Source organism: Synechococcus sp. CS-1333, from assembly GCF_025128015.1.
In the GTDB taxonomy this organism is placed as follows: domain Bacteria; phylum Cyanobacteriota; class Cyanobacteriia; order PCC-6307; family Cyanobiaceae; genus MW101C3.
Window position 1 is genome coordinate 1 of record NZ_JAHLYO010000005.1, and the last position, 20,901, is coordinate 20,901.

A 20,901-nucleotide genomic window follows, 5' to 3' on the forward strand; every position below is an offset into this window, starting at 1 on the left:
CTCCAGGAACGAGAGCACCCAGGTGGGACCGAGGATCAAGCTCACGTGCTCGACCGTCACCCCCCGGTCGGCTCCAGCGTCGTCGAGCATCTTCATCGCCAGGAAGGCATAGCCATCGAACTCCTCCCACTTCGGCCGTTGCGAGGTGTTGGCATTGAGATGGGGGAAGCGCTCCGCCATCTCAGGTATGTGCAGGGCATAGCCCTCCAACATCAGCAATGGCCAGTGAATCGATCGTGCCCAACGGGAACGGGCTCGTTCCGGCTCACAGCCCCTTGCGATCGAGCGCGTCCGCCAGGCGGGTCACCGCTGAGGCCAGCTGGGCCTGCACATCGGGGACAGCGGCCGCCTCGGCCTTGGCCTCCTCCTTGCGCTTGGTGGCCTCGATGGCCTTGACGATCAGGAACACCACGAAGGCGATCACGATGAAGTTGATCAACGCCACGATCACGGCGCCGGCGGGCCACGAATTGATCGAATCGACGTTGGCCGCCTTCAGGGCAGGGGTGAGCAGGCTGCCCATCACCAGGCTCACCACCGCGTCCACCACCTTGCCGAAGGCGCCACCGATCACCACCGCCACGGCGAGGTCGACCACATTGCCCTTGTTGATGAAGGCCTGGAAATCGGCCAGGAAACTGGAGCGGCGCGGGGCCATCACGGAACAGCGGAAGGTGTCCGACAACCTACGTGTGAAGCCAGCGGACCACCCATCCGCCCCATCCCCCTACCCCATCCCAACCTGTCGAAATGGGGCGCCACCGTCCGTCATGGAGGTGAACCCCGACCCGGGGCCATCCCCTTCTCCACGCTTCCCATGAACTACGCGGTCCTCATCTACGAAACCGAGCAGGATGTCGCCGATCGCCCCAGCCTGATGCCCGCCTATGCCGCCTACGCCCAGGCGTTGGCGGAGGCCGGCGCCCATCGCGGTGGCGAATGCCTCCATCCCACCCACACCGCCACCACCGTGCGGCTGCAGGGCGGCACCGCCCAGGTGCAGGACGGTCCCTTCCCCGACACCAAGGAGCAGCTGGGCGGCTTCTTCCTGATCGATGTGCCCGATCTCGATGCCGCCCTGGCCTGGGCGGCCCGCTGTCCTGCCGCCGGCCGCTGCGCCGTGGAGGTGCGGCCCGTGCTGGCCATGGAGGGGAGCTGAGTGGAGGCGGGGCGCAGCGCCGAGCAGGCCGCCCGCCGCTCCTACGGGAAGCTGGTGGCCTGGCTCACGGCCCGCTGCGGCGATCCCGCCGCGGCGGAGGACGCCCTGAGCGAGGCCTTCCTGGCGGCCCTGGCCGACTGGCCCCGCCAGGGGGTGCCCCGCAGTCCGGAGGCCTGGTTGCTGGTCAGCGCCCGGCGGCGCTGGCTCGATGGCCACCGGCGGACCCGCACCCAGGAGCGCCTGCTGCCCCTCCTCCTCGAGGAGGCGTTCACCATGCCCACCGATCCGAGTGCCGGCGCGGGCGAAGCGGCGGCCATTCCCGACGACCGCCTGCGGCTGCTGTTTCTCTGCGCTCACCCCGCCATCGATCCGGCCATCCAGGCGCCGCTGATGCTGCAGACGGTGCTGGGCCTCAATGCCGCCCGCATCGGGGCCGCCTTCCTGGTGGCTCCCGCCGCCATGGGGCAACGGCTGGTGCGTGCCAAGGCGAAGATCCGGGAGGCCCGCATTCCCTTCGTGCTGCCCCCCACCGACGCCCTGCCGGCACGGGCGGCGGCGGTGCATCAGGCGATCTACGCAGCCTTCGGCACGGGCTGGGAGGAACCCGGCACAGCGGGCGGCAGCGACGGGCTCGCCCAGGAAGCCGTCCAGCTGGCGCGGCTCTGCGTTGAGCTGCTGCCGCAGGAACCGGAGGGGCGGGGGCTGCTGTCGCTGCTGCTGCATGCCCAGGCACGCCGTCCGGCCCGGCGCGACCGCCACGGCGCCTACGTTCCGCTCCAGGAGCAGGACATGCGTCTCTGGTCGCGGCCGCTGCAGGCGGAGGCCGAGGCGGAGCTGCGGCAGGCGGCGGCCCAGGGGCGGATGGGGCGTTTCCAGCTGGAGGCGGCGATCCAGTCGGTGCATGCCCAGCGGGCCGTGCACGGCCGGGTCGACTGGCCGGCGCTGTTGCACCTCTATGACGGCCTGGTCCGCCTGGCCCCCAGCGTGGGGGCGCAGGTGAGCCGGCTGGCGGTGCTGGCCGAGCTGCGCGGTCCGGCCGCAGGGCTGGAACCACTGGAAGCGCTCGGCGCCGCCGTGCCCGCCGCTGCCGCCTATCAACCCTGGTGGGCGCTGCGGGCCGAGCTGCTCACCCGGCTCGGCCGCTGGCCCGAGGCGCGGGAGAGCTATGGGCGGGCCATCGCCCTCACCACGGACCCAGCGGCCCTGGCCTTCCTGCGAGGGCGCTGCCCGTAGCCCCACGAGACGCGGAAGCAGGCGTGCCGCCTGCCATTCCGGCGGCCAGGCCCCGGCCGCCATGCGGCACCAATGGCAGGAAGCAGCGACCGAAGGAAGTGCTGGGGCGCCAGTAGACCACCTCGGCGTCCCACACCAGCTTGCCGCAGCCATTGCATCCCATCGGGCCGACTGGAAGGCGAGGGATGCATCTGGATCGACAGATCCAGCGAACCGCCGAGGTCATTCATCAGGCTGATGCCAAACCATCCCGTTTGACGTCGAGGGGAAAACTGACCGTGAAGTTGGTGCCATGGCCAGGTTGGCTTTGGACTGTGATCGTGCCGTGATGGTGATGGACAATTTCCTGGGCGATGGACAACCCGAGGCCTGTGCCACCCGTCGCACGCGAGCGCGACTTCTCGACACGATAGAAACGCTCAAACAGATGGGGTAGATGTTCTGGCGCGATTCCAACCCCAGTGTCACTGATGTCAACACGAATGCGGCTTTGCTGAATGACAGCAACCACGCTGACGCGGCCCGGAGCAGGTGTATACTTAATGGCATTATCAACAAGATTAAGAAAGAGACGAATCAGATGATCTGGACTGCCTTGGATCAACAGATTGGGGACGATGAATGTGCGGAAAGAAAGGCCCGCAAGATCAGCCAAAGGTTGAGCCTGCACAGCAACTGCAGCCAGCAGATCGCTCAAGTCAATGAGATCCTGATCAGCATACCGGTGGCCCTGTTCCAGCCGAGATAGCAGCAGAAGATCGCTGCTAAGACGAATCAGACGATCAACATCATGATCAATCAAGTGGAGAGATTCTTGATAGTCCGCGACGGTGCGGGGTTGACGCAACGTCACTTGCAGCCGGCCCTTAAGAGCCGTCAGCGGGGTTCGAAGCTCATGAGAAGCGTCCATCAGAAACCGCCTTTCGAACTCAAAAGCCGACTGCAGTGAATCCATCATCTCATCAAACATCATGGCCAGGCGAGCCAGTTCATCATTAGAAGTTCCACGGTAATGAATGCGCTGAGCCAGGTTTCCGCTAACTCTGATCTGCTTCGATATCTGCGTAATCTGCACAACCGGCTTAAGCGCACGGCTCGCAAGGAAGTAACCTCCCAACCCCACCACTCCAAGAAGAATAGGAAGCTTGAGCAGATAGCGATTCGAGAGGTTCTGCAAGGTGGTGTCAATGGGCTGAAGAGAGCGAGCCACCTTCAGCCATCCCGATGGCCTTCCACGACTTGTAAGGATTTCCTTCGTATACGTTCGCCAGCGCCCTTCCCCAGTCAGCACGGTCTCAAAGCCAGGTTTTACTACTTGGTGAGCCGGAAGCATGGACGAATCGCCGAAACGCTCCATCACAGCGCCATCATTCCCAATCAACAGAATCACAACGCCAGCATCACTCAATAAGGACGCAATGATCGGCGCATCCTTACGTGGATCGAACAACAAGGTGTTAACTTCGTCATCAAGGGACTTCAAGGCTTGAATGGCATTCACCTTCAAGGCGCCATCAACCTGCTCAAGCAGCGTTCGCTGAAACTCGTGATAGATCAAGCGATCGGAGCCCAGCATAGATAGACCCGCCAGAAGGCTGTACCAGGCGACCAGGCGAAACCTGAGATTTTGCCAGGGTTTCCAAAGCTTCATGGCGGTTTAAACGTTGGGGCTATGGGTGGGAAAGCGGAGCCTCACCATCAGCCCTGATGCAGTAACCCACTCCTCTAACCGTCTGAATCAAAGAGAATGGCTCATTCTGATCAAGCTTTCGCCGGAGATAGCCAATATAGACATCAATAACCTTGAAGTCTCCATAATAGTCAAAGTTCCAGACGTGCTGGGCAATCTGCGTCCGACTCAACACCTGGTTGGAGTGACGCATCAAGTACTCCAAGAGAGAAAACTCCCGCGGACTCAGATCAATGAGCCGATTGCCACGCTTCACCACCCGTTGGGCGGTATCCATCTCAAGACTCCCCACCCTGAGCAACACGTCTGTCTGAAGGGGAGGCCGCCTCAATAGAGCTCGCAACCGGGCCAGCAGCTCCGTGAAGTCAAACGTCTTGACCAAATAATCATCTGCGCCAGCATCCAAACCCAGCACACGATCCTGGACGGTGTCCAACGCCGTCAACAACAGAACTGGGGTTTTTAATCCCTGTCTGCGCAGCTCCCTAAGGACGCTCAGGCCGTCCAGTACAGGAAGCATGACGTCGAGAACAACAGCATCGTAATCAGCTGCCATTGCATAGTTCACGCCATCGCGGCCATTCAAGGCAAGATCAACGGCGTACCCCGCTTCCCCCAGCCCTTGATGGATGAACCTGGAGATACCTGCATCGTCTTCAACTACTAACACGCGCATAGCAGATCGGCAAAGAACCTCCACTGAGTCATGGCAATAGAAAGGCGGGCATGGGCTAACCGTCATGGTACCGCCGCGAGATGATCATTCATGCTGTCCACAGCGTAGAAACGGCACTGCAGCCTGATCTCCAGAGCTTCCACGACACAAAGCCTGGGCCACTTTCCAGTGGAAGGCCGTGAGAGCGTGATGGGGTCAGTGAGGGTGGCACAGAGCATCGCTCGCAGCGGCCACCTCACCACAGTCACAGAGATCCAATGGTGGATAGGAAGCACGGGATCCCGGATTGAGATGGGGACGCTGCCAATCCAGACTGTGCTCAGCGAAGTGTTGCTGTATGGCCCACTGCCGAGGCTTGGGGAAGGGCTCAGCAGCCAGCAGTGCCCGCGCCAGGATCTGGCAGCGGCCCAGGCCAAAACCTTGTGCATCTCCAGGGGCTTCGGCGAGTCCGATGCCAGGGGCAAGTGGCGCGGTGAAGAGGGGGATCGGATCATGTAAGTGAGGGCGGAGCCTGGGGTAGAGATGCTGCAAGACGGCCCTTAGATTCACATAGTGCCTGGATTCCAGAGTCAGAATTGCAGCATCAAAGCGCCCATAGGACAAAGGCTCGGTGAGGACCTTCAAGGTAAATGGACAGGATTCGCGATTGAGCTCGCAGCTCAAGATTTCCATCAGCAGGATCGCCCCCTCCACGGTGACATGGAAGAAGAGGTGAAAAGAAACTTGATCAGTGGCAGGTTGTCCACCATTGCCGACCGCCATGTAGTACTCCCCAACAAAAGAAGAATTGGGCAGACGCAAGGACAATCGAGTGCCAACAGATCCCTCTGGCGACCCCAACGCCAGATCGGCAGTGGGATCAATCCAAAGATGCAGACCATCTTTCTGAACCTGGTAACGGCTTCCCTCCACTCTGGTCACGACCCAGTTGGGGTCGACGCACCCTGTGCCGCTATTGGCCGCCTGGATCTGGCCAATCAAATCAAGATCCAAGCCTGCATAGGTGCTGTTCTTGTACTCTCTTTTCAGCGTAGGTGTTGACAATCGCAATTCTTGCTCCCCGCTGAAGTAGATGTCATGCAGATAATTCCTGAGCTGACGCAATAGATCCGCCTGCTTTAGCTCATCTGGCAAATCATTGTACCGTTCTGCCTCCGTTTCAGAGGCAGCACTGCCTCGCATTTGAGTGACATCGAGCAGTGCGTAAGACGGATGTTCAATCAGAGGAGGATCGATACGAACATTCTCAGTCAAATCGGTCAGCGCTGCATCGAGGGAATAGTGCTGCAGCCAACGGGGCAAGAACACCTCTGAGTGCGAAGCTGGATGGCTGTTGGTGCAATGGGTTTTGCTGAAGTCAACGTGCACCATCTCACTAGGAGGGGAATCTGGAAGCTCGATGCCTGAGCAGTGCGAGTCGAGGTCACCAAACACCGTTGACATGGCGGCTTCAGGATGACACAACAGCGACCTTGCAACCTGCAATATGGAAATCTCCAGATTGCCAAATGGCTCTCGGTAAAACAACCGTTCCTGAATCACCTCGATCAACCCCAGACCAGCAAACCGCAGCACCCGTTCCTGAAAGTCAGGAAAAACCTCAAGAATTGCAGGGAACTGTGCCAGATAGGCCTTGATCAAGGCGGCCAGTGAGGGTTGAAGTGTCTGCAAAGGCACTGCCGCCAATTGCAGCGAGACAGCAAGATCAATATCCCTGCTGAGGGCGAGACTCTGAAGCCAGACTCTCAGATACTCAGTGATAATCGCCCCTACATCGAATGCCGGATCGCCCCATGCCCACTGCTCCCAATCAATTACCCGGATGACTCCTTGCTGATCAGAGAGGTGCAGAGCCGCCATGGAGGTGGGCAGGGGTGAGGGCTCCCACCGAGGCCAATCCTGGTGAACCAGGATGTTTCCAAACTTGAGGTCGTTATGAATCAGGCAACATGGTGTGTAGTCTGCTTGCAGACGAGAGAGCGCTTCCGAAAGGTGGGCAGAGCGCTGGTAAAGCTTATAGAACATGAGGCCATCCAGCGACACTCGCCGAAAGAGATCAGGCGTCAGATTCTCCAATTCACTGAAGAAGTCAGGCCCGTCGCCCCTGTCTCCCTCCATACGGGTGCATTCCGGAGCGAGTTGAAGCTGATAGTCCTGACGTTGAAATGTTGCCCGGTGAAGCGTGGCCAGGCCGGTTCCGAGTGCGGTGGCGATGTGCGCGGGAAACTGCTGGGCGCCCGCGTAGAACTTGCCAAGATCCCAATATCCTTCTACAAATCGGAGAACCAGGATGCCATTTGTGGCATCATAATTCACCCCTTCAGACATGATGGGTTGCAGCTCGCGGAGCTGATCATCGGTATCAAGCAATTGATAGATGCGCCACTCTTCGAGAAAACTCTGCTTAGGTCCTTCCTTATCACGAAACGGTGCTTGCTTGACCAATAGGCTGGTTGTCATCCCGTGGTGGCTGCCGCCTGTGGAGATCTGCACCAGAAGATTGAGATTTTTGCCAGGGAGTGCCTTGACACTCAGCACTTCATCATCAGGGCCGCAAAGGCCTTGCTGAACCAAGTAATCAAGGATGGTAGAAGATTCCAGGCGTAGAGGCATCGTCAGGCATTCATCATTCCAAGCACTTCCACCATGGACTGAGACTTGCTCCAAGTCGAGGTTTCGAGAATGCCGCTTGACAATCTCGAAACCTCGACAGGTCCCAAAGTTGTTCTCAGGGATGCGCCACTGTCGGCTTCCCCAACAGGGGTTGCAAGCCCTGGATCATCGGTCTAGGGGAACGTCAGGACAATCCGCTCCCGCGGGTTACACGGCTGACGCGGCTGGGACGGCTGGCGCGGCTGCGGCGGCTGCGACGGCGCCTGCCATTACCACCTGAAATGGAGGCCTCATCCTCTGGGGTGAGATCAGTGAGGAAGCTATCTGCCCCTGAAAGCAGATTCAGGCCCAACAGGGCTGCATTGGTCGAAGATTCAGTTGCCATGGTGTTCTCCTTTGACTGGTTAGAATTTGGGACGGGGATAATGATGGTCAGTCGACGCCTCTGCCTGTACTGCATGATTAGCCGTACAGTTAACAGACGAGCCATCTGTCCACCTGTTCAGCTTGAATGGCTGAACTGAATGAACAGTAAAAGTTCGGCGGTAAGAGGACGGAAGGAAATTGGCAAGAAAACTCTTATGTCGGCACAGGGTGAGAACGTCCCCCGTCGTCACCGAGGTTGTGGCGTCATCAGCCCTGTCCAGCGGAGGGCGGTGCGCCTGCCAGCCTGGTCACGCACAGCAACGGCCCTGACCGTCGCAGCGAAGCTGCTGACGCGCCTGTCGCCTGCCCCGAAGGCTTGAGGAGACCGGTGAGACGCTCAGTCCGACTCGGAGGACCGTGGTGGCTCTGCAGCGAGCAGGGCCTGCAGACCCGCTTCGTCGATCACGGCCACACCCAGGCTCTCGGCCTTGCCGAGCTTGCTTCCCGCCTCCTCGCCAGCCACCACGAAGCTCGTCTTCCGGCTCACCGAGCCTGTCACCTTGCCACCGGCGGCCTCGATCAGCTCCTGGGCACGGTGCCGGGTCAGGCTGGGCAACGTGCCAGTGAGCACCAGCGTCTTCCCCGCTAGAGGCTGGGACTGGGACCTGCCGCCTCCGTCAGGAACGGCGCCGGTGCTGGCCAGCGTCAGACCCAGCTGCGCCAGGTCGTTGAGCAGGCGCTCGTTCGCGGGGATGGCAAACCACTGCTGCAGCGACTGAACGATCTCGACGCCGATGCCATGGACTGCGGTGATCGCCTCCGGGGCCTCGAATGCCGCCGTGGCGAGAGTGGCGGCCGAGGGGAACACCCTGGCCAGCGCCTTGGAGTTCACCTCGCCGACGTGGTGAATCCCAAGGCCATAAAGCTGGCGATGCCAAGGCTTGGCCTTGGAGGCCTCCAGCGCCGCCGCCAGATTCGACGCCGACTTCTCCCCCATCCGCTCCAGGCTGGCCAGCAGCGCGGCGTCGAGCCTGTAGAGATCGGCGATCGAGCGCACCAGCCCCCGGTCCACCAGCTGCTCGATCAGCTTGCTGCCGAGGCCATCCACGTCAAGGGCCGCCTTGCTCACCCAGTGGCGCAGCGAGCCGCGCAGGATCGCCGGGCAGCTGCTGTTGACGCAGCGCGTGGCCGCCTCCCCCGTCTCGCGCACCAGCTCCGAGCCGCACTCCGGGCAGGCCTGGGGCAGGGCCAGCGGCGTTGCCCCTGCCGGCCGCAGTTCGACCAGCACCCGCACCACCTCTGGGATGATCTCACCCGCCTTGCGCACCACGATCGTGTCGCCGGCGTGGAGATCGAGCTCGGCCAGCCGGTCGGCGTTATGGAGGGTGGCGCGGCTCACGCTGGTGCCGGCGAGCGCCACCGGCTCGAACTCCGCCACCGGCGTCACGACTCCGGTGCGGCCCACCTGGGCCACCAGGCGCAGCAGCCGGCTGGGGGCCTCCTCGGCGGCGTACTTGAGGGCGATCGCCCAGCGCGGCGCCTTCTGGGTGAAGCCGGCCTCGGCCTGGAGTCGCAGGTCGTTGAGCTTCACCACCACCCCGTCGGTGGCGTAGGGCAGGGAGCGCCGTGTCTCCTCCCAGGCGCTGAAGAAACCCTCCACCGCGGCCAGGTCGGGCAGGAGTTCGGCATTGGGATTGACCCGGAAGCCGGCGGAGTGCAGCCACTCCAGCGAGGCCCACTGGCTGGTGGGCCTCGCTGGATCACTGGTCCCGCCGGCGCCGACCGGATCCCACTCCTCAGGGAGATGGAGGGTGTAGGCGAAGAAATCGAGACGCCGGGCGGCCACCACCTTCGGATCGAGCTGCCGCAGGGTGCCCGCGCAGGCATTGCGGGGGTTGGCGAACGGCGGTTCGCCGCGGGCTTCGCGCTCGGTATTGATGGCGCTGAAGGTGGCGTCGGGGATGAAGGCCTCACCGCGCACCTCCACCCAGGCCGGGGGGTGATCCAGCTGCAGCCGCAGCGGCACGCTCTGGATCGTGCGCACGTTGGCGGTGATCTCCTCGCCCCACGCCCCGTCACCGCGGGTGGCGGCCCGCACCAGCACCCCGTTGGCGTAGCTGAGAGCGAGGGCGTTGCCGTCGATCTTGAGCTCGCCCACCATCGGCAGGGCGGGCAGCGGTGCACCGACCTCGGGCAAGCGATCGATCGCGCGCAGCAGGCGGCCATACCAGGCCTCCAGGTCCTCCAAGCCGAAGGCGTTGTCGAGGCTGAGCAGTCCGACGCGGTGCTCCACCGTGCGAAAGCCTTCGGCGGGAGCGCCGCCCACCCTCTGCGTGGGGCTATCGGGACGCACCAGTTCGGGGTGGGCGGCCTCCAGCTCCAGCAGCTCGCGATAGAGCCGGTCATAGACCGGGTCCTCCAGCTCCGGGGCATCCAGCACGTAGTAGGCGTGCGCCGCGCGCTGCAGCAGGCGGCGCAATTCCTCGGCCCGATCCTCAGGCGATGCGTCGGGCATGGGAGGCGGCGCTGGCAAGGAGCGGCGGGATGGAGCGTCAGGCAGCGGCGAGTCTGTTGATGCGATCCACCCGCCAGGCTTCCTCCACCTTCACGAAGGTGAAATCAAGCGGCAGTTCCTCCTTTGCCTCCGACTTCAGCTTCACCGTGAGGATGATCTGGCCGTCCTGGATGCGGGGCCGGCCGGATTTGAGGTTGCGGTACTTGTTGAGCTGCAGACCCGCCAGGAAACGGATGAACTGCTGCCGGTTCACATGGGAGCGATAGTTCTTGGTGGTGAGCAGATAGGCGCCATCGATCTGGCCCGAGGCCACCTGGGTGAAGAACTGCTTGAGCAGCGGGTTGATGCCGCGGGCGCTGATCACCAGCTTCACGGCCGTGTAGGTCCAGTAGAGAAGCAGGGCGCCGGCACCGGCCAACAGGGCCTTGGTGCCGATCGTCTGTGCCAGACCCCAATCCATGGCGAAAGCGCGCATCCTGAGCCTGGAGTCTGACCGACGGCCCCGCCAGACTGCCTGGCTGGTGCCAACGCCCTGAAGCGGCATGCCCCTGGAGTCCTTGCTTCCGCTGTTCCACCGCCTCAACCGGGAGCACTTCGACGGCACCCTGGCGCCGCAGGGCCGCAGCCTGGTGGCGGTGCGCTGGAGCGATGGCCGCATGAACCGCACCGCCGGGCTCTACCGCAGCGGCCGGCAGCGCGACGGCACACCCCTGTGCGAGATCGTGCTGTCGCGGCCGGTGCTCGAACCGCTGCCCCGTGAAGCCACGCTGGGCACCCTCTGCCACGAGATGATCCACGCCTGGATCGACCGGGTGCTGGGGGTGCGCGAGGTGCACGGCCCCCACTTCCGTGCCCGCATGGCCAGCATCAACGCCGCCCAGTCGGCGTTCGAGGTGAGCCTGCGCCACTCTTACCCGCTGCCGGTCAGTGCGGTGCGCTGGATCGCCCGCTGCCCCAGCTGCGGTGTCACGGCGCCCTATCGGCGGCGGGTGCGGGGCGTGGCCTGCCGCCTCTGCTGCGACCGGCTGCACGGCGGCCAGTGGCATGCCAGCTGCCAGCTCCTGTTCGAACCCGGTGGCGCCTAGGGTTCGCCGATGGATCGAGCCCTTGGCATGGAACTGTTCCTGGGGGTGCTGCAGTGCGGCGGCCTGGCGATCGCCGTGGTGGGCCTGGGCCGCGAACGCTGGCTGCGACGCCGCTGGGCCCTGCGCCTCAGCCGTTAGGGTCAAGGCGAAACGGTTCTCAGGGAAGAGCCGGGCCCATCAGGACGGACACAGGACAGAGCCATGAACGGTTCCGGTGACCCTTCCCGCCGCGGCAGACGCCGCCAGGGATCGCCCACGGCGGGCGGAACCTTCGATCAATGGATGGTGGCGGGGCGGCAGCTGGTGAACGGCGTGTCCGGGGCTCGCCCGGGGTCGCGTGCCCAGGCGCGTGGAGCCGGGGGCCGCACCGGTGCACGACCGGGCCTGGATGGTCTGGGTCGCTGGGTGGGGGAGCGCTTCGACTGGTTCCTCGAAGGCGACGACGACTGGCCCGAGCCCTGGCAGGAACGCCCCTCCCCCCAGGAGCGGGAGGCGCAGACCCCACCACCCCGCCGCAGCAGCGGCCTTCCCACCGACGAGCGTTTCCGCACCGCCAGCCGGGAACCCGCCAGCCGCAGCCCCATGGGCAGAGCGCCTGAGCCGGCCAGGGAGTGGGACAGGGGAAGCGGCCTGGCCGCAACACCGGCTGGCCCTACCGCCAGTGGCGGGCGGCGGCCACTGGAGGCGATCTCCCGTCGCAGCGCCTCGCTGCTGCCACCCGCGCCCGACACCAACGATTGGCCCGAGGACGACAACTTCCGCCTGCCCCGCTGGCAGCGCCCCAACGGGGCAGGCGCTGGGAGCGAGACCCCGCCGTCGTTGCCGCCGGCACGCACGCCCCAGCGCCCCCTGCCCCGCTCCAGCCGCCGGCGGGATTGAGCGGGGCAGCCGCGAATCATCAACGCCGGCCACCAGCGGAGCGCCACCGCAAGCCACCTAGATTCAGTGGTGATCAACCGCTTCCAAGGATCTGCGTCCATGAGCAACCTGATCGTGGTGGGATTTCCGAAAGCCGAGGATGCTGACGCCGTACGTCGCGAGCTGGTCAATATCCAGCAGGAGCATCTGATCTCACTGGAAGATGCGGTGGTGGTCGAGCACGATGCCGCCGGGGAGGTGCATCTGCGTCAGGCGATCAACCTGACCGCCGCCGGCGCGCTGGGCGGTGGCTTCTGGGGCTCGCTGGTGGGGCTGCTGTTCCTCAATCCGCTGCTGGGTGCTGCCCTGGGCGCCGGTGTTGGTGCCGCCTCGGGCGCGCTCAGCGATCTGGGCATCAGCGACGGCTTCCTGCGTGAGGTGGGCGAAACCCTGCCGCAGGGCAGCGCCGCCCTCTGCCTGCTGGTGCGTGAAGCCACCCCTGACCGGGTGGTGGAGCGCCTGCGCAGCTTCGCTCCCCACGCCAAGCTGCTGCGCACCAGCCTCAGCCACACCGACGAAGACCGGCTGCGCGAGCTGCTCGAGAAGACCCGCCAACAGGCTGAAGCCCTGCGGCTCGGCTGAACCCGGCAGGCTTTCAGCTAGCCGCTTTGCGGCGGCGACGGGCCAGGTCATCAGGATGGTTGCGGGCGCGGGGGGTGCCATTGGCATGGCCTTCACCGGCGCCTGCACCGCCGCCGCTGTGGTGGGTGCGGGGCACCTGGAAGTCCCAGCCGTTCACGCGCAGCTGTTGGTTGACAGGCTCCACCAGCTCACCGGGGAGATCTTCGGCCATCTGCTCGGCAGAGGTGCTGATCGCCGCTGATCCTTGCTTCATCGCCCAGAGCAGCTCGGCCCACTGCTCCACAAGCGTGCGCTGAGCAAGGGGCACTTGGCCTTGAGCTTCCAGTGCGGCGCGGCAGCCTTCTTCATGCCAGAGCGTGTCCACATTGCGGTGGCTGGAGCAGGCCACCTGGGCTAGGCCGCTGGCCAGAGCTTCGGCGCTGGGGCGTCCGTCGTGGTCGCGCAGACCGACCTCGCACAGCAGGCGGCCGCAGTAGATGGCGGAGATGCCGTAGAGGCGGCCCAGATCGGTGAGGCTGAGCCAGGACGTGGACGGGGCCATCGGGCGAACCGACGTGGAACATCAACATGGTGCCCGGGCTGGGGCAACTCGCAACTTGTCAATGCGTCCGTGTGACGGCTGGCAACATTGTTGATGATTCTTCACAGCGATGACTGGGCCCCAGCCAACGCTCCAGTGCCGGGGAGAAGACCTCGCGGATCACCGTGAGCTGACGCCCGCCGCGAAAGAAGCGGTAGTGGCGGCTCCAGAACGGACCGCTGCAGCCAAAACCCTGTTCCAGCCAAGGTTCTGTCACCTGGGCCAACCCATCCACTTCGCGGAACAGTTCGGCGCGATCAGCCGTCAGGCTTTGCCAGATCGGCAGCTGGCGGTCGCGGAGATTTTCTTCGGCCTGCGACTGGTTCCACCAGCTTTCGGCCCAGGCCAGCGGCTCTCCGTGACAGCGAAGCCACACCTGACGCCGCAGCAAGGGCGAGGCCAAACCAGCCACTTCTGCAGGCACCCGCTTGCCATCCCCCGCATCGCAGGCCATGGCGATCAGCTCCACCTCCACCGGAGCGCCGGTGAGCAGCTGCAGGTGGCGGGTGGGGCTGCCATCACCCAGCAGCAGCAATTGCCAGGCACCGCTGAGGCCCGCCGCCGTGCAGCCGGCCTCCATGGCCGCCCGCGACGCCGACCACAGGGCATGCGGCGAGGGGAAGGGGGTGCCGTCGTCGCCGGGGATTGGCTCCTCGCGCGATCGGGCAGGGGTCGAGCAGAGTGAGCCGCTCATCGGGCTGAGCACCGGTGGTTCAGGCTACGAAGCCAGCCTGGGCAATGAGAGCGGGGGAACCGGCTGAGCAGTCACATCAGCTCAGAGGCCATCGTTGCTGATGCTCACCTGGCGCTGCTTGCCCTGGCGTTCAATCACCACCGAATCGCCACTGGCGGATTGCAGACGCCAGCCGCTGGCGCCGATCGGCTCTCCCACCGACACGTTCGTGCTGGTGCCGCCCACCTGGAAGATCGCCGCGCTGGATCGGCCCTGCACCTGCACCACTCCCATCAGCTCGGGGGCAGGGCCCGCGCTTGCACCAGCCGGCGACGGGGGGGCAGCGACCCTGGGGGTGGCGGAGGCACCCACGCTGTCGCCCACCGCCCAGCCGTTGCCACCAGCAGCAGCAGCGGCGGGGGCTGGGCGGGTGATGGTGCCGCTAACGGGCACCCGCAGCGGCCGCGCGGTGGAGGCCTGGCCGGCTGTGCCACCAGAGAGGGGGGCCAGCTCCTGAACCCACGGCTCCTCCAGCGGCGGCGGCGGCAGGCTGGGATCAAGGGTGGGGGCAGCTCCTGCAATCTGACCAGCAGGCAACGCTGCCGGTTCAGCGGCGGCGGGCACCAGATCTCGCAGCCGCTCCAGCAGCTTGAGATTGCGTTCCTGATCAAGCGCGCGGTTGGCCACCTGCCAGTTGCGCCACAGCAGCAGCGAGGAGGTGATCCCCACCAGGGCAAGGGCCGAGAGAATCGGTAGCCAGGGACGGTGCCAGAGGGCCGTGGTGGCTGTGCGGGTAGCCCGTGAAGGTGGAGGCGGAGCCGGAGCGCGCGCGGGGGCCTCGCTCACCACCACATCGATCGGCGTATGGTCGAGCAGACCAACACTGGTGCGGTTGGCTCCATTGGCAAACACCCGGTGCACCACCTGTTCGGCCTTGAGATCCCAGAAGGCTCTGGAGGTGGGGACTGAAGGGGGGGTCGCCATGAAAGCGCAGGCTCAGGCGTGAGTGACGCGCGAGCTTAAGGCACTGACGTCCGTTTTGCGGCTTCCTGCCGCCGGTTCAGCTCCAGCCACAGCAGCAGGGCATTGGCATCGGCGGGGCTGACGCCGGGCGTGCGTGCGGCCTGGCCCAGATTCAGCGGCCGCACGGCCGCCAGGCGCTCACGCGCCTCCTTCGAGAGGGTGGCGATGGCGGCGTAATCGATGCCGTCCGGAATCGGGCGGTGATCCTGCTTGCGCACCCGCTCGATCTCCTGCTGCTGGCGGGCCAGATAGCCGCTGTATTTCACATCGATCTCGGCGCTGTCGCGCACATCGGCCGGCAGGTGCGGATCGCAGAGACCGTGGCGCACCAGATCGGTGGCATGCACCCCGGAGCGGCGCAGCAGATCGGCCAGGGTGATCGAGCCGCGGATCGGCGCGCCCGTTTCCGCTTCGATCGCGGCGGCGGCAGGATCAGACGCCTTCAGCCGCACGCTGTCGAGGCGGCGCTGCTCGGCCGCGATCGCCGCCTGCTTGGCCTCGAAGATCTGCCAGCGCCGGCCATCCACCAATCCCAGCTCATGGCCCAGCGGCGTCAGACGCCGATCGGCGTTGTCGCCCCGCAGCACCAGCCGGTATTCGCTGCGGCTGGTGAGCACCCGGTAGGGCTCCTTGAGGTCTTTGGTGACCAGATCGTCGATCAAGGTGCCGATGTAGCTGCCCTCGCGCGGAAAGTGCACGGGGCTCTGGCCGCGCAGCAGCCGCGCCGCATTCAGCCCCGCCACCAATCCCTGCGCCGCCGCCTCCTCATAACCGGTGGTGCCGTTGAGCTGGCCGGCGCTGAACAGCCCCTCCACCCGCTTGGTCATCAGCGAGGGCAACAGCTGGGTGGCGGGCAGGATGTCGTAGTCGACCGCGTAGGCGGGCCGCAGCATCACGCACTGCTCCAGCCCCGGCAGCGTGCGCAGCAGCTCGAGCTGCAGCCGTTCGGGCAGGCCGGTGGAGAACCCCTGGATGTAGAGCTCGGGCGTGTCGCGACCCTCCGGCTCCAGGAAGATCTGGTGGGAGTCCTTGTCGGCAAAGCGCACGATCTTGTCTTCGATCGAGGGGCAGTAGCGCGGCCCCTTGCTGTCGATGAAGCCGCCGTAGATCGGCGTGAGATGGAGGTTGTCGCGGATCAGCTGGTGGGTGGCCGCCGTGGTGCGGGTGATGTGGCAGGCCATCTGCTCCCCGCTCACCCAGGCGGCCGGATCGAAGGAGAAGAAGCGATCGGCGGCGTCGCTGGGTTGTTCCTCCAGCTGATCGAGGCGCACGCTGCGTCGATCGACCCGCGCCGGCGTGCCGGTCTTGAGGCGGTCAGTGCGGAAGCCCAGCGCCTGCAGCGCCTCGGTGAGCCCCTCGGCGCGGGCTTCGCCGGCGCGGCCGGCGGGCATGGAGCGGTTGCCCACCCAGATCGTGCCGCCCAGAAAGGTGCCGGTGGTGAGCACCACGGCGCCGGCGGCGTACACGCTGCCGAAATAGGTGCGCACGCCGATCACCCGGTCGTCAGCCACCTCCAGGCCGGTGACCATCGCCTCGCGCAGGTGGAGGTGCGGCGTGTGCTGCAGCAGCTGCAGCATCTGGCGGGCATAGGCGCGCTTGTCGGTCTGGGCGCGCAGGGCCCACACTGCCGGCCCCCGGCTGGCGTTGAGCACACGCTTCTGCAGAGCGGTGGCATCGGCCAGCCGCCCGATCACGCCGCCGAGCGCATCCACTTCATGCACCAGCTGGCTCTTGGCCGGCCCACCCACCGCCGGGTTGCAGGGCTGCCAGGCGATGCGGTCGATGTTGAGGCTGAACAGGGCGGTGTCGATGCCCAGCCGCGCCGCCGCCAGCGCCGCCTCGCAGCCCGCATGGCCGCCGCCGACGACGATCAGTTCAAAGCTTTCGCTCGGTGCCGCGCTCAGTGCCATCCGCCCAGGCTATGGGCCTGGCCCCAGGCCTGCCGAGCGCGGGTCGGGGGCCCCAGGCGCCGCGCTGCCTAGCCTCAGGCCGTCGCCGCGCGTTGCCTTGTGAGTCTCGCCATCGCTCTGCTCACGGTGTCCGACCGACGCAGCGCCGACCCCAGCGCCGACGATCCCTCCGGCGATGCGCTGCGCGAGCGCCTCGAGCGCGAAGGCCACCAGCTGGTGGAGCGGTTGTGCGTGCCCGACGACCGCTACGCGATCCGGGCGGTGGTGAGCCGCTGGATCGCCACAGCGGCGGTGCAGGTGGTGATCAGCTGCGGGGGCACCGGGCTCACCGGCCGCGATGGGTCACCGGAAGCGGTCGCGCCCCTGCTCGACAAGACGATCGAGGGCTTCGGCGAGCTGTTCCGGCAGCTCTCCTTCGAGACGATCGGCACCAGCACCTTGCAGAGCCGCTGCCTGGCGGGGGTGGCCAACGGCACGGTGATCTTCGTGCTGCCCGGCTCGCTCGATGCGGTGAGCACCGCCTGGGACCGGCTGATCAGCGCCCAGCTGAACCCCGCCACCCGGCCCTGCAACCTGGTGCAGCTGCTGCCGCGGCTGCGCGAAGACCCCCACACCCCGGCCTGGAGCCCTGCGGCCAGTGCCAGCAATAGCGGCACCGGCACTAGCTCCGCCAGTAACTCCGGCACCGGCGGTACGCCCTGAACGGCATTCGGCGCCGCTGAACGCTTGGATGAGGCCGTTGGGCGGATCCCATGAACGGCAGGCTGGTGGGACGGGTGGAAGCGCTCTGGCGCTATCCGGTGAAATCGATGCTGGGCGAGTGCCTGCCCCAGGTGGAGGTGGGCGAAGGGGGAATCTGCGGCGACCGCGCCTATGCCCTCTGGGACCATGCCACCGGCCGGGTGGCCAGCGCCAAGAATCCGCGCCTGTGGCGCTCCCTGCTCCAGTACCAGGCTCAGTTCGTGGCGCCACCTCTGCCGGGTCAGGCGCTGCCCGCCGCCGCGATCAGCGCCGCGGCTGATAGGGCGGCCGGTACGGAGGCGGCGCCCTTGCTCACCAGTGATCCGGAGGCGGGCGCCCAGTTGTCGGCGTGGCTGGGCCGGCAGGTGAGCCTGCTGGATCGGCCCCAGGAGGGCGCCAGCCTGGATCAGTACTGGCCGCCGGTGCAGGAGCGGGAGTTTCAGGACGTGGTGAATGAGCTGGTGCTGCCCGCCGGCACCTTTTTCGATTCCTGCCCGATCCATGCGATCAGCACCGCCACCCTCGACCGCCTGCGCCAGCTGGAGCCCGACCTCGATTTCGCCGTGGAGCGCTTCCGCCCCAACCTGCTGATGGCGCCACTGGAGGGCGACGAGGGGTTCGTGGAGGAGGCCTGGTTAGGCCACCGCCTGCGGATCGGTAAGCGGGCGTTGCTGCAGGTGGACACGGCCTGCCCTCGCTGCGTGATCACCACCCTGGCCCAGTGCGGCCTGCCGGAAGACATCGAGATCCTGCGGGCCACAGCACGCCACAACAAGGTGATCGCCGGCATCCGCCTGTCAGTGCTGACCCCGGGGCCGGTGGCGGTAGGCGACCCGATCACGCTGCTGGAAGAGGGCGCGGGCTGAGCCGAGCGGTGAGGCTGCACGCTGCGGCTGAGCCGCGGGGATGTTCAGCCTTGCTGGCGCAGCCAGTAGAACTGATAGCCGCTCAGCACGATGCCGCCGTCGAACTGGGTGGGGGCGGCACCGGTGTAGAGGTCGGTGAGAGTGCAGTGGCTGTTGAAGCCTGGATTGGCGCCATGGCTGAGGCCCTGCTGCATGCCATGGCGGCACAGATCGCTCAGCTCCACCTGCTGTGGGCTGGCATCGAAGTTGGCCAGCACCACCACGCTGTTGGCGCCCTGCTGACCATCTGAGCGTGCATAACAGAGCACGTGATCATTGGCCACGGGCAGCAGTTCGCGGTTGTTGAAGTCGGCGAAGGCGCTGGTCTGCTTGCGGATGGCGATCATGCGCTGCATGGCCGTGAAGATCTCGAACTCCACCGTGCCCGGCTGCTTGCGTTGCTCGGCCTGCTGCCAGTTGATCTTCGGACGGTGCACCCAGCGGCTGTCTTCGTGCTTATCGGGGTCGTCGCGGAAGCTGTAATCGTTGAGCACACCAAGAGCGTCACCGTTGTAGATGAGGGGGATGCCGCCGAAGGAGAGGATCACCCCATGCAGCAGCAGGATGCGATCAATGGCCTGCCGGGTCAGTCGCGCATTCTGCTGCTCCAGAGCGGCTTCGAGCCCCACCAACGAAGCCAGCGAGCCACAGATGCGTGCATCGCCGGTGGCCTCGTTGCGCATGAAGACCAGGCCCCGGGCGCTGTCGTCGTAGTGGCCGGTGAAATAATCCACCAGGAACCTGCGATGTGCGGAGGGGTCGTAACCCGCTGCCCTGATGTCGCTGTCATCGAAACCGAAGCCGATATCATCATGGCAGCGCACATAATTGAGCCAGGTGGCACGATCGAGCTTGCTGGGCAGGCTCTTGATCCCTTCGCGTAGCAACCGGGTGTTCTTGGTGGCGATGCCATCCCAGAGCAGGGCCATCAGCGTGGCGTTGTAGGCGATCTCGCATTCCTTGGCCACGATGGCATCTTCACCGAAATACTTGGCCACCTCCACCGGCGCCACGATGGCCTCGGCGATGAAGAGCACCCCAGGGGCCGTCACCTGGCAGCAATCCTTCAGCAGCTGCAGGATCAGGTGGGCCTTGTGCTCGTTCTGACAGGAAGACCCTATTTTTTTCCACAGGAACGCCACCGCATCGAGCCGCAGCACATCCACGCCCTGGTTGGCCCAGAAGAGCACGATATCCAGCATGGCGATGAACACAGTTGGATGGCTGTAATTGAGATCCCACTGATAGTTGTGGAACACGGTCATCACCCAGCGCTGCATCTCCTCGTTCCAGGTGAAGTTGCCTGGATCGGTTTCAGGAAAGATTTCCGGCATGCTCTGCTCAAACAGATCGGGGATACGCCGATCTGCGAACGTGTAGTAATACTCCTGATGTTCGAGATCACCCTGCTTGGCCATCAAGGCCCAGACGTGCTCATCCGAGGTATGGTTCAGAACGATATCCAGCACCAACAGGATGCCATTGGCACGGAACTGCTCCGACAACGCCTGGAAATCCGCCAGATCCCCCACACGGCCATCGATTCTGCGAAAATTGCTGACTGCATAACCGCCGTCGCTCTTGCCCACGGGGCATTCCAGAATCGGCATCACGTGCACCATGTTGATGCCGAGCTCCTGGAGATAGGTCACCTTCTTGCTCAGATCAGCCAGATCATCCGCGAAGCCATTGGTGTAGAGCGCCATGCCCACCCAATGCTGAGACAGAAACCAGTTGTGATCGTTTTCACGGTTGATATCCAGCCGCTCAGATTCAGGTGACCGGTCGACATAGCCCATCGCCATCGTTTCAACCAGCTTCAACATCTGATCGGCGAAGTCGTCGCGATGGCCGTAAAGCGTGGAGAAGAGCGAGTGGATCGCAAAGAAGTTAGCCCCCAGCCGTGTATAGAAGTGCCGCAGATCCTGGCGGCGAATCTCCGGCTTCAGATCATCGAGGATCGCATTGAGAAGCGAATGGGAAATCTGTTCATACATGGCCGAAACAAGAAGCAGCGAAACGAGAGGCAGCGAAACAGGACGGCATCAGTGCCGGGCACTGGCGAAAGCGAAGCTGTGCAGACCGTGCGGTCATGAGCCGGAGCAGCAGCGCTGGGCAGGGCCGCAGGAGCTGGGGGTTCGTTGGCCTGGCAAAAGAACAGAACGTGACAGCAACCGAATCACCCTCGGTGCTGTCAGATGGGAGGCAGCCTGCTGGTAGCAGCAGTTGGCT

The 20,901-nt window shown here is 64.9% G+C and carries 19 protein-coding genes and 1 pseudogene; 8 read left to right on the forward strand and 12 right to left on the reverse strand.

Features of this window, described 5'->3' with window-relative positions; genetic code table 11:
- Both KQ303_RS00630 and mscL read right to left on the reverse strand, forming a co-directional pair.
- Positions 1 to 180: pseudogene (locus KQ303_RS00630) on the reverse strand (hypothetical protein); the annotation flags it as partial.
- A gap of 85 nt (positions 181 to 265) precedes the next feature.
- Positions 266 to 658 carry a large conductance mechanosensitive channel protein MscL gene (mscL, locus tag KQ303_RS00635; protein ID WP_259728738.1) on the reverse strand — a complete coding sequence of 131 codons (393 nt, stop codon included), beginning with the start codon at positions 656 to 658 and terminating at the stop codon, positions 266 to 268.
- Between the two features lie 159 nt (positions 659 to 817).
- Here mscL and KQ303_RS00640 point away from each other — a divergent pair, with 159 nt between their 5' ends.
- The gene (locus KQ303_RS00640) at positions 818 to 1,159 is read left to right on the forward strand and encodes a YciI family protein (protein WP_094512211.1); all 342 of its coding nucleotides are present in this window, start codon (positions 818 to 820) and stop codon (positions 1,157 to 1,159) included.
- Positions 1,160 to 2,392, forward strand: a complete 1,233-nt coding sequence (locus KQ303_RS00645) for an RNA polymerase sigma factor (RefSeq protein WP_259728739.1) — start codon at positions 1,160 to 1,162, stop codon at positions 2,390 to 2,392.
- Between the two features lie 229 nt (positions 2,393 to 2,621).
- Here KQ303_RS00645 and KQ303_RS00650 read toward each other — a convergent pair whose 3' ends face one another.
- The 5 genes from KQ303_RS00650 to KQ303_RS00670 all read right to left on the reverse strand — a co-directional run bounded on the left by KQ303_RS00650 (position 2,622) and on the right by KQ303_RS00670 (position 10,712).
- Positions 2,622 to 4,043, reverse strand: a complete 1,422-nt coding sequence (locus KQ303_RS00650; RefSeq protein WP_259728740.1) for a cell wall metabolism sensor histidine kinase WalK — start codon at positions 4,041 to 4,043, stop codon at positions 2,622 to 2,624.
- Between the two features lie 19 nt (positions 4,044 to 4,062).
- Positions 4,063 to 4,758 carry a response regulator transcription factor gene (locus KQ303_RS00655; RefSeq protein WP_259728741.1) on the reverse strand — a complete coding sequence of 232 codons (696 nt, stop codon included), beginning with the start codon at positions 4,756 to 4,758 and terminating at the stop codon, positions 4,063 to 4,065.
- Between the two features lie 195 nt (positions 4,759 to 4,953).
- A complete protein-coding gene (locus KQ303_RS00660; RefSeq protein WP_259728742.1) occupies positions 4,954 to 7,371 on the reverse strand; it encodes a T3SS effector HopA1 family protein in 2,418 nt (805 codons plus the stop codon).
- A 763-nt stretch (positions 7,372 to 8,134) separates the two neighbouring features.
- Positions 8,135 to 10,252 carry an NAD-dependent DNA ligase LigA gene (gene ligA, locus KQ303_RS00665; protein ID WP_255100245.1) on the reverse strand — a complete coding sequence of 706 codons (2,118 nt, stop codon included), beginning with the start codon at positions 10,250 to 10,252 and terminating at the stop codon, positions 8,135 to 8,137.
- Between the two features lie 37 nt (positions 10,253 to 10,289).
- Complete coding sequence (locus KQ303_RS00670; protein ID WP_094512234.1) at positions 10,290 to 10,712, reverse strand: hypothetical protein; 423 nt, start codon at positions 10,710 to 10,712, stop codon at positions 10,290 to 10,292.
- An 82-nt stretch (positions 10,713 to 10,794) separates the two neighbouring features.
- Between KQ303_RS00670 and KQ303_RS00675 the strand changes: the two genes are divergently transcribed.
- From KQ303_RS00675 to KQ303_RS00690, 4 genes are all read left to right on the forward strand, one after another.
- The gene (locus KQ303_RS00675) at positions 10,795 to 11,337 is read left to right on the forward strand and encodes a SprT family zinc-dependent metalloprotease (RefSeq protein WP_259728743.1); all 543 of its coding nucleotides are present in this window, start codon (positions 10,795 to 10,797) and stop codon (positions 11,335 to 11,337) included.
- Positions 11,338 to 11,346: 9 nt separating this feature from the next.
- Entirely contained in the window at positions 11,347 to 11,475 is a 129-nt protein-coding gene (locus KQ303_RS00680) for a hypothetical protein (protein ID WP_255100248.1), read from the forward strand.
- 63 nt (positions 11,476 to 11,538) lie between these two features.
- Positions 11,539 to 12,216 (forward strand): hypothetical protein, encoded by a 678-nt coding sequence (locus KQ303_RS00685; RefSeq protein WP_259728744.1) that lies wholly within the window; start codon positions 11,539 to 11,541, stop codon positions 12,214 to 12,216.
- A gap of 99 nt (positions 12,217 to 12,315) precedes the next feature.
- Positions 12,316 to 12,837 (forward strand): DUF1269 domain-containing protein, encoded by a 522-nt coding sequence (locus tag KQ303_RS00690; RefSeq protein WP_259728745.1) that lies wholly within the window; start codon positions 12,316 to 12,318, stop codon positions 12,835 to 12,837.
- Between the two features lie 13 nt (positions 12,838 to 12,850).
- Here the strand turns inward: KQ303_RS00690 and KQ303_RS00695 are convergent, their stop codons facing one another.
- The 4 genes from KQ303_RS00695 to mnmG all read right to left on the reverse strand — a co-directional run bounded on the left by KQ303_RS00695 (position 12,851) and on the right by mnmG (position 17,023).
- Positions 12,851 to 13,378: a hypothetical protein gene (locus KQ303_RS00695; RefSeq protein WP_259728746.1), complete on the reverse strand. Its 528-nt coding sequence runs from the start codon at positions 13,376 to 13,378 to the stop codon at positions 12,851 to 12,853.
- Between the two features lie 58 nt (positions 13,379 to 13,436).
- Positions 13,437 to 14,111, reverse strand: a complete 675-nt coding sequence (locus tag KQ303_RS00700; RefSeq protein ID WP_259728747.1) for a chorismate lyase — start codon at positions 14,109 to 14,111, stop codon at positions 13,437 to 13,439.
- A gap of 81 nt (positions 14,112 to 14,192) precedes the next feature.
- Positions 14,193 to 15,074: a hypothetical protein gene (locus KQ303_RS00705; protein ID WP_259728748.1), complete on the reverse strand. Its 882-nt coding sequence runs from the start codon at positions 15,072 to 15,074 to the stop codon at positions 14,193 to 14,195.
- A gap of 35 nt (positions 15,075 to 15,109) precedes the next feature.
- Positions 15,110 to 17,023, reverse strand: coding sequence for a tRNA uridine-5-carboxymethylaminomethyl(34) synthesis enzyme MnmG (gene mnmG / locus KQ303_RS00710; RefSeq protein ID WP_259728749.1), 1,914 nt, complete (start codon positions 17,021 to 17,023; stop codon positions 15,110 to 15,112).
- A 99-nt stretch (positions 17,024 to 17,122) separates the two neighbouring features.
- Between mnmG and moaB the strand changes: the two genes are divergently transcribed.
- The gene (moaB, locus tag KQ303_RS00715) at positions 17,123 to 17,725 is read left to right on the forward strand and encodes a molybdenum cofactor biosynthesis protein B (RefSeq protein ID WP_259728750.1); all 603 of its coding nucleotides are present in this window, start codon (positions 17,123 to 17,125) and stop codon (positions 17,723 to 17,725) included.
- 50 nt (positions 17,726 to 17,775) lie between these two features.
- A complete protein-coding gene (locus KQ303_RS00720; protein ID WP_259728751.1) occupies positions 17,776 to 18,630 on the forward strand; it encodes an MOSC domain-containing protein in 855 nt (284 codons plus the stop codon).
- A 44-nt stretch (positions 18,631 to 18,674) separates the two neighbouring features.
- On the opposite strand, the gene KQ303_RS00725 is transcribed toward KQ303_RS00720, so the two are convergent.
- The gene (locus KQ303_RS00725) at positions 18,675 to 20,666 is read right to left on the reverse strand and encodes an alpha-amylase family protein (protein ID WP_259728752.1); all 1,992 of its coding nucleotides are present in this window, start codon (positions 20,664 to 20,666) and stop codon (positions 18,675 to 18,677) included.
- Between the last annotated feature and the right edge of the window lie 235 nt (positions 20,667 to 20,901).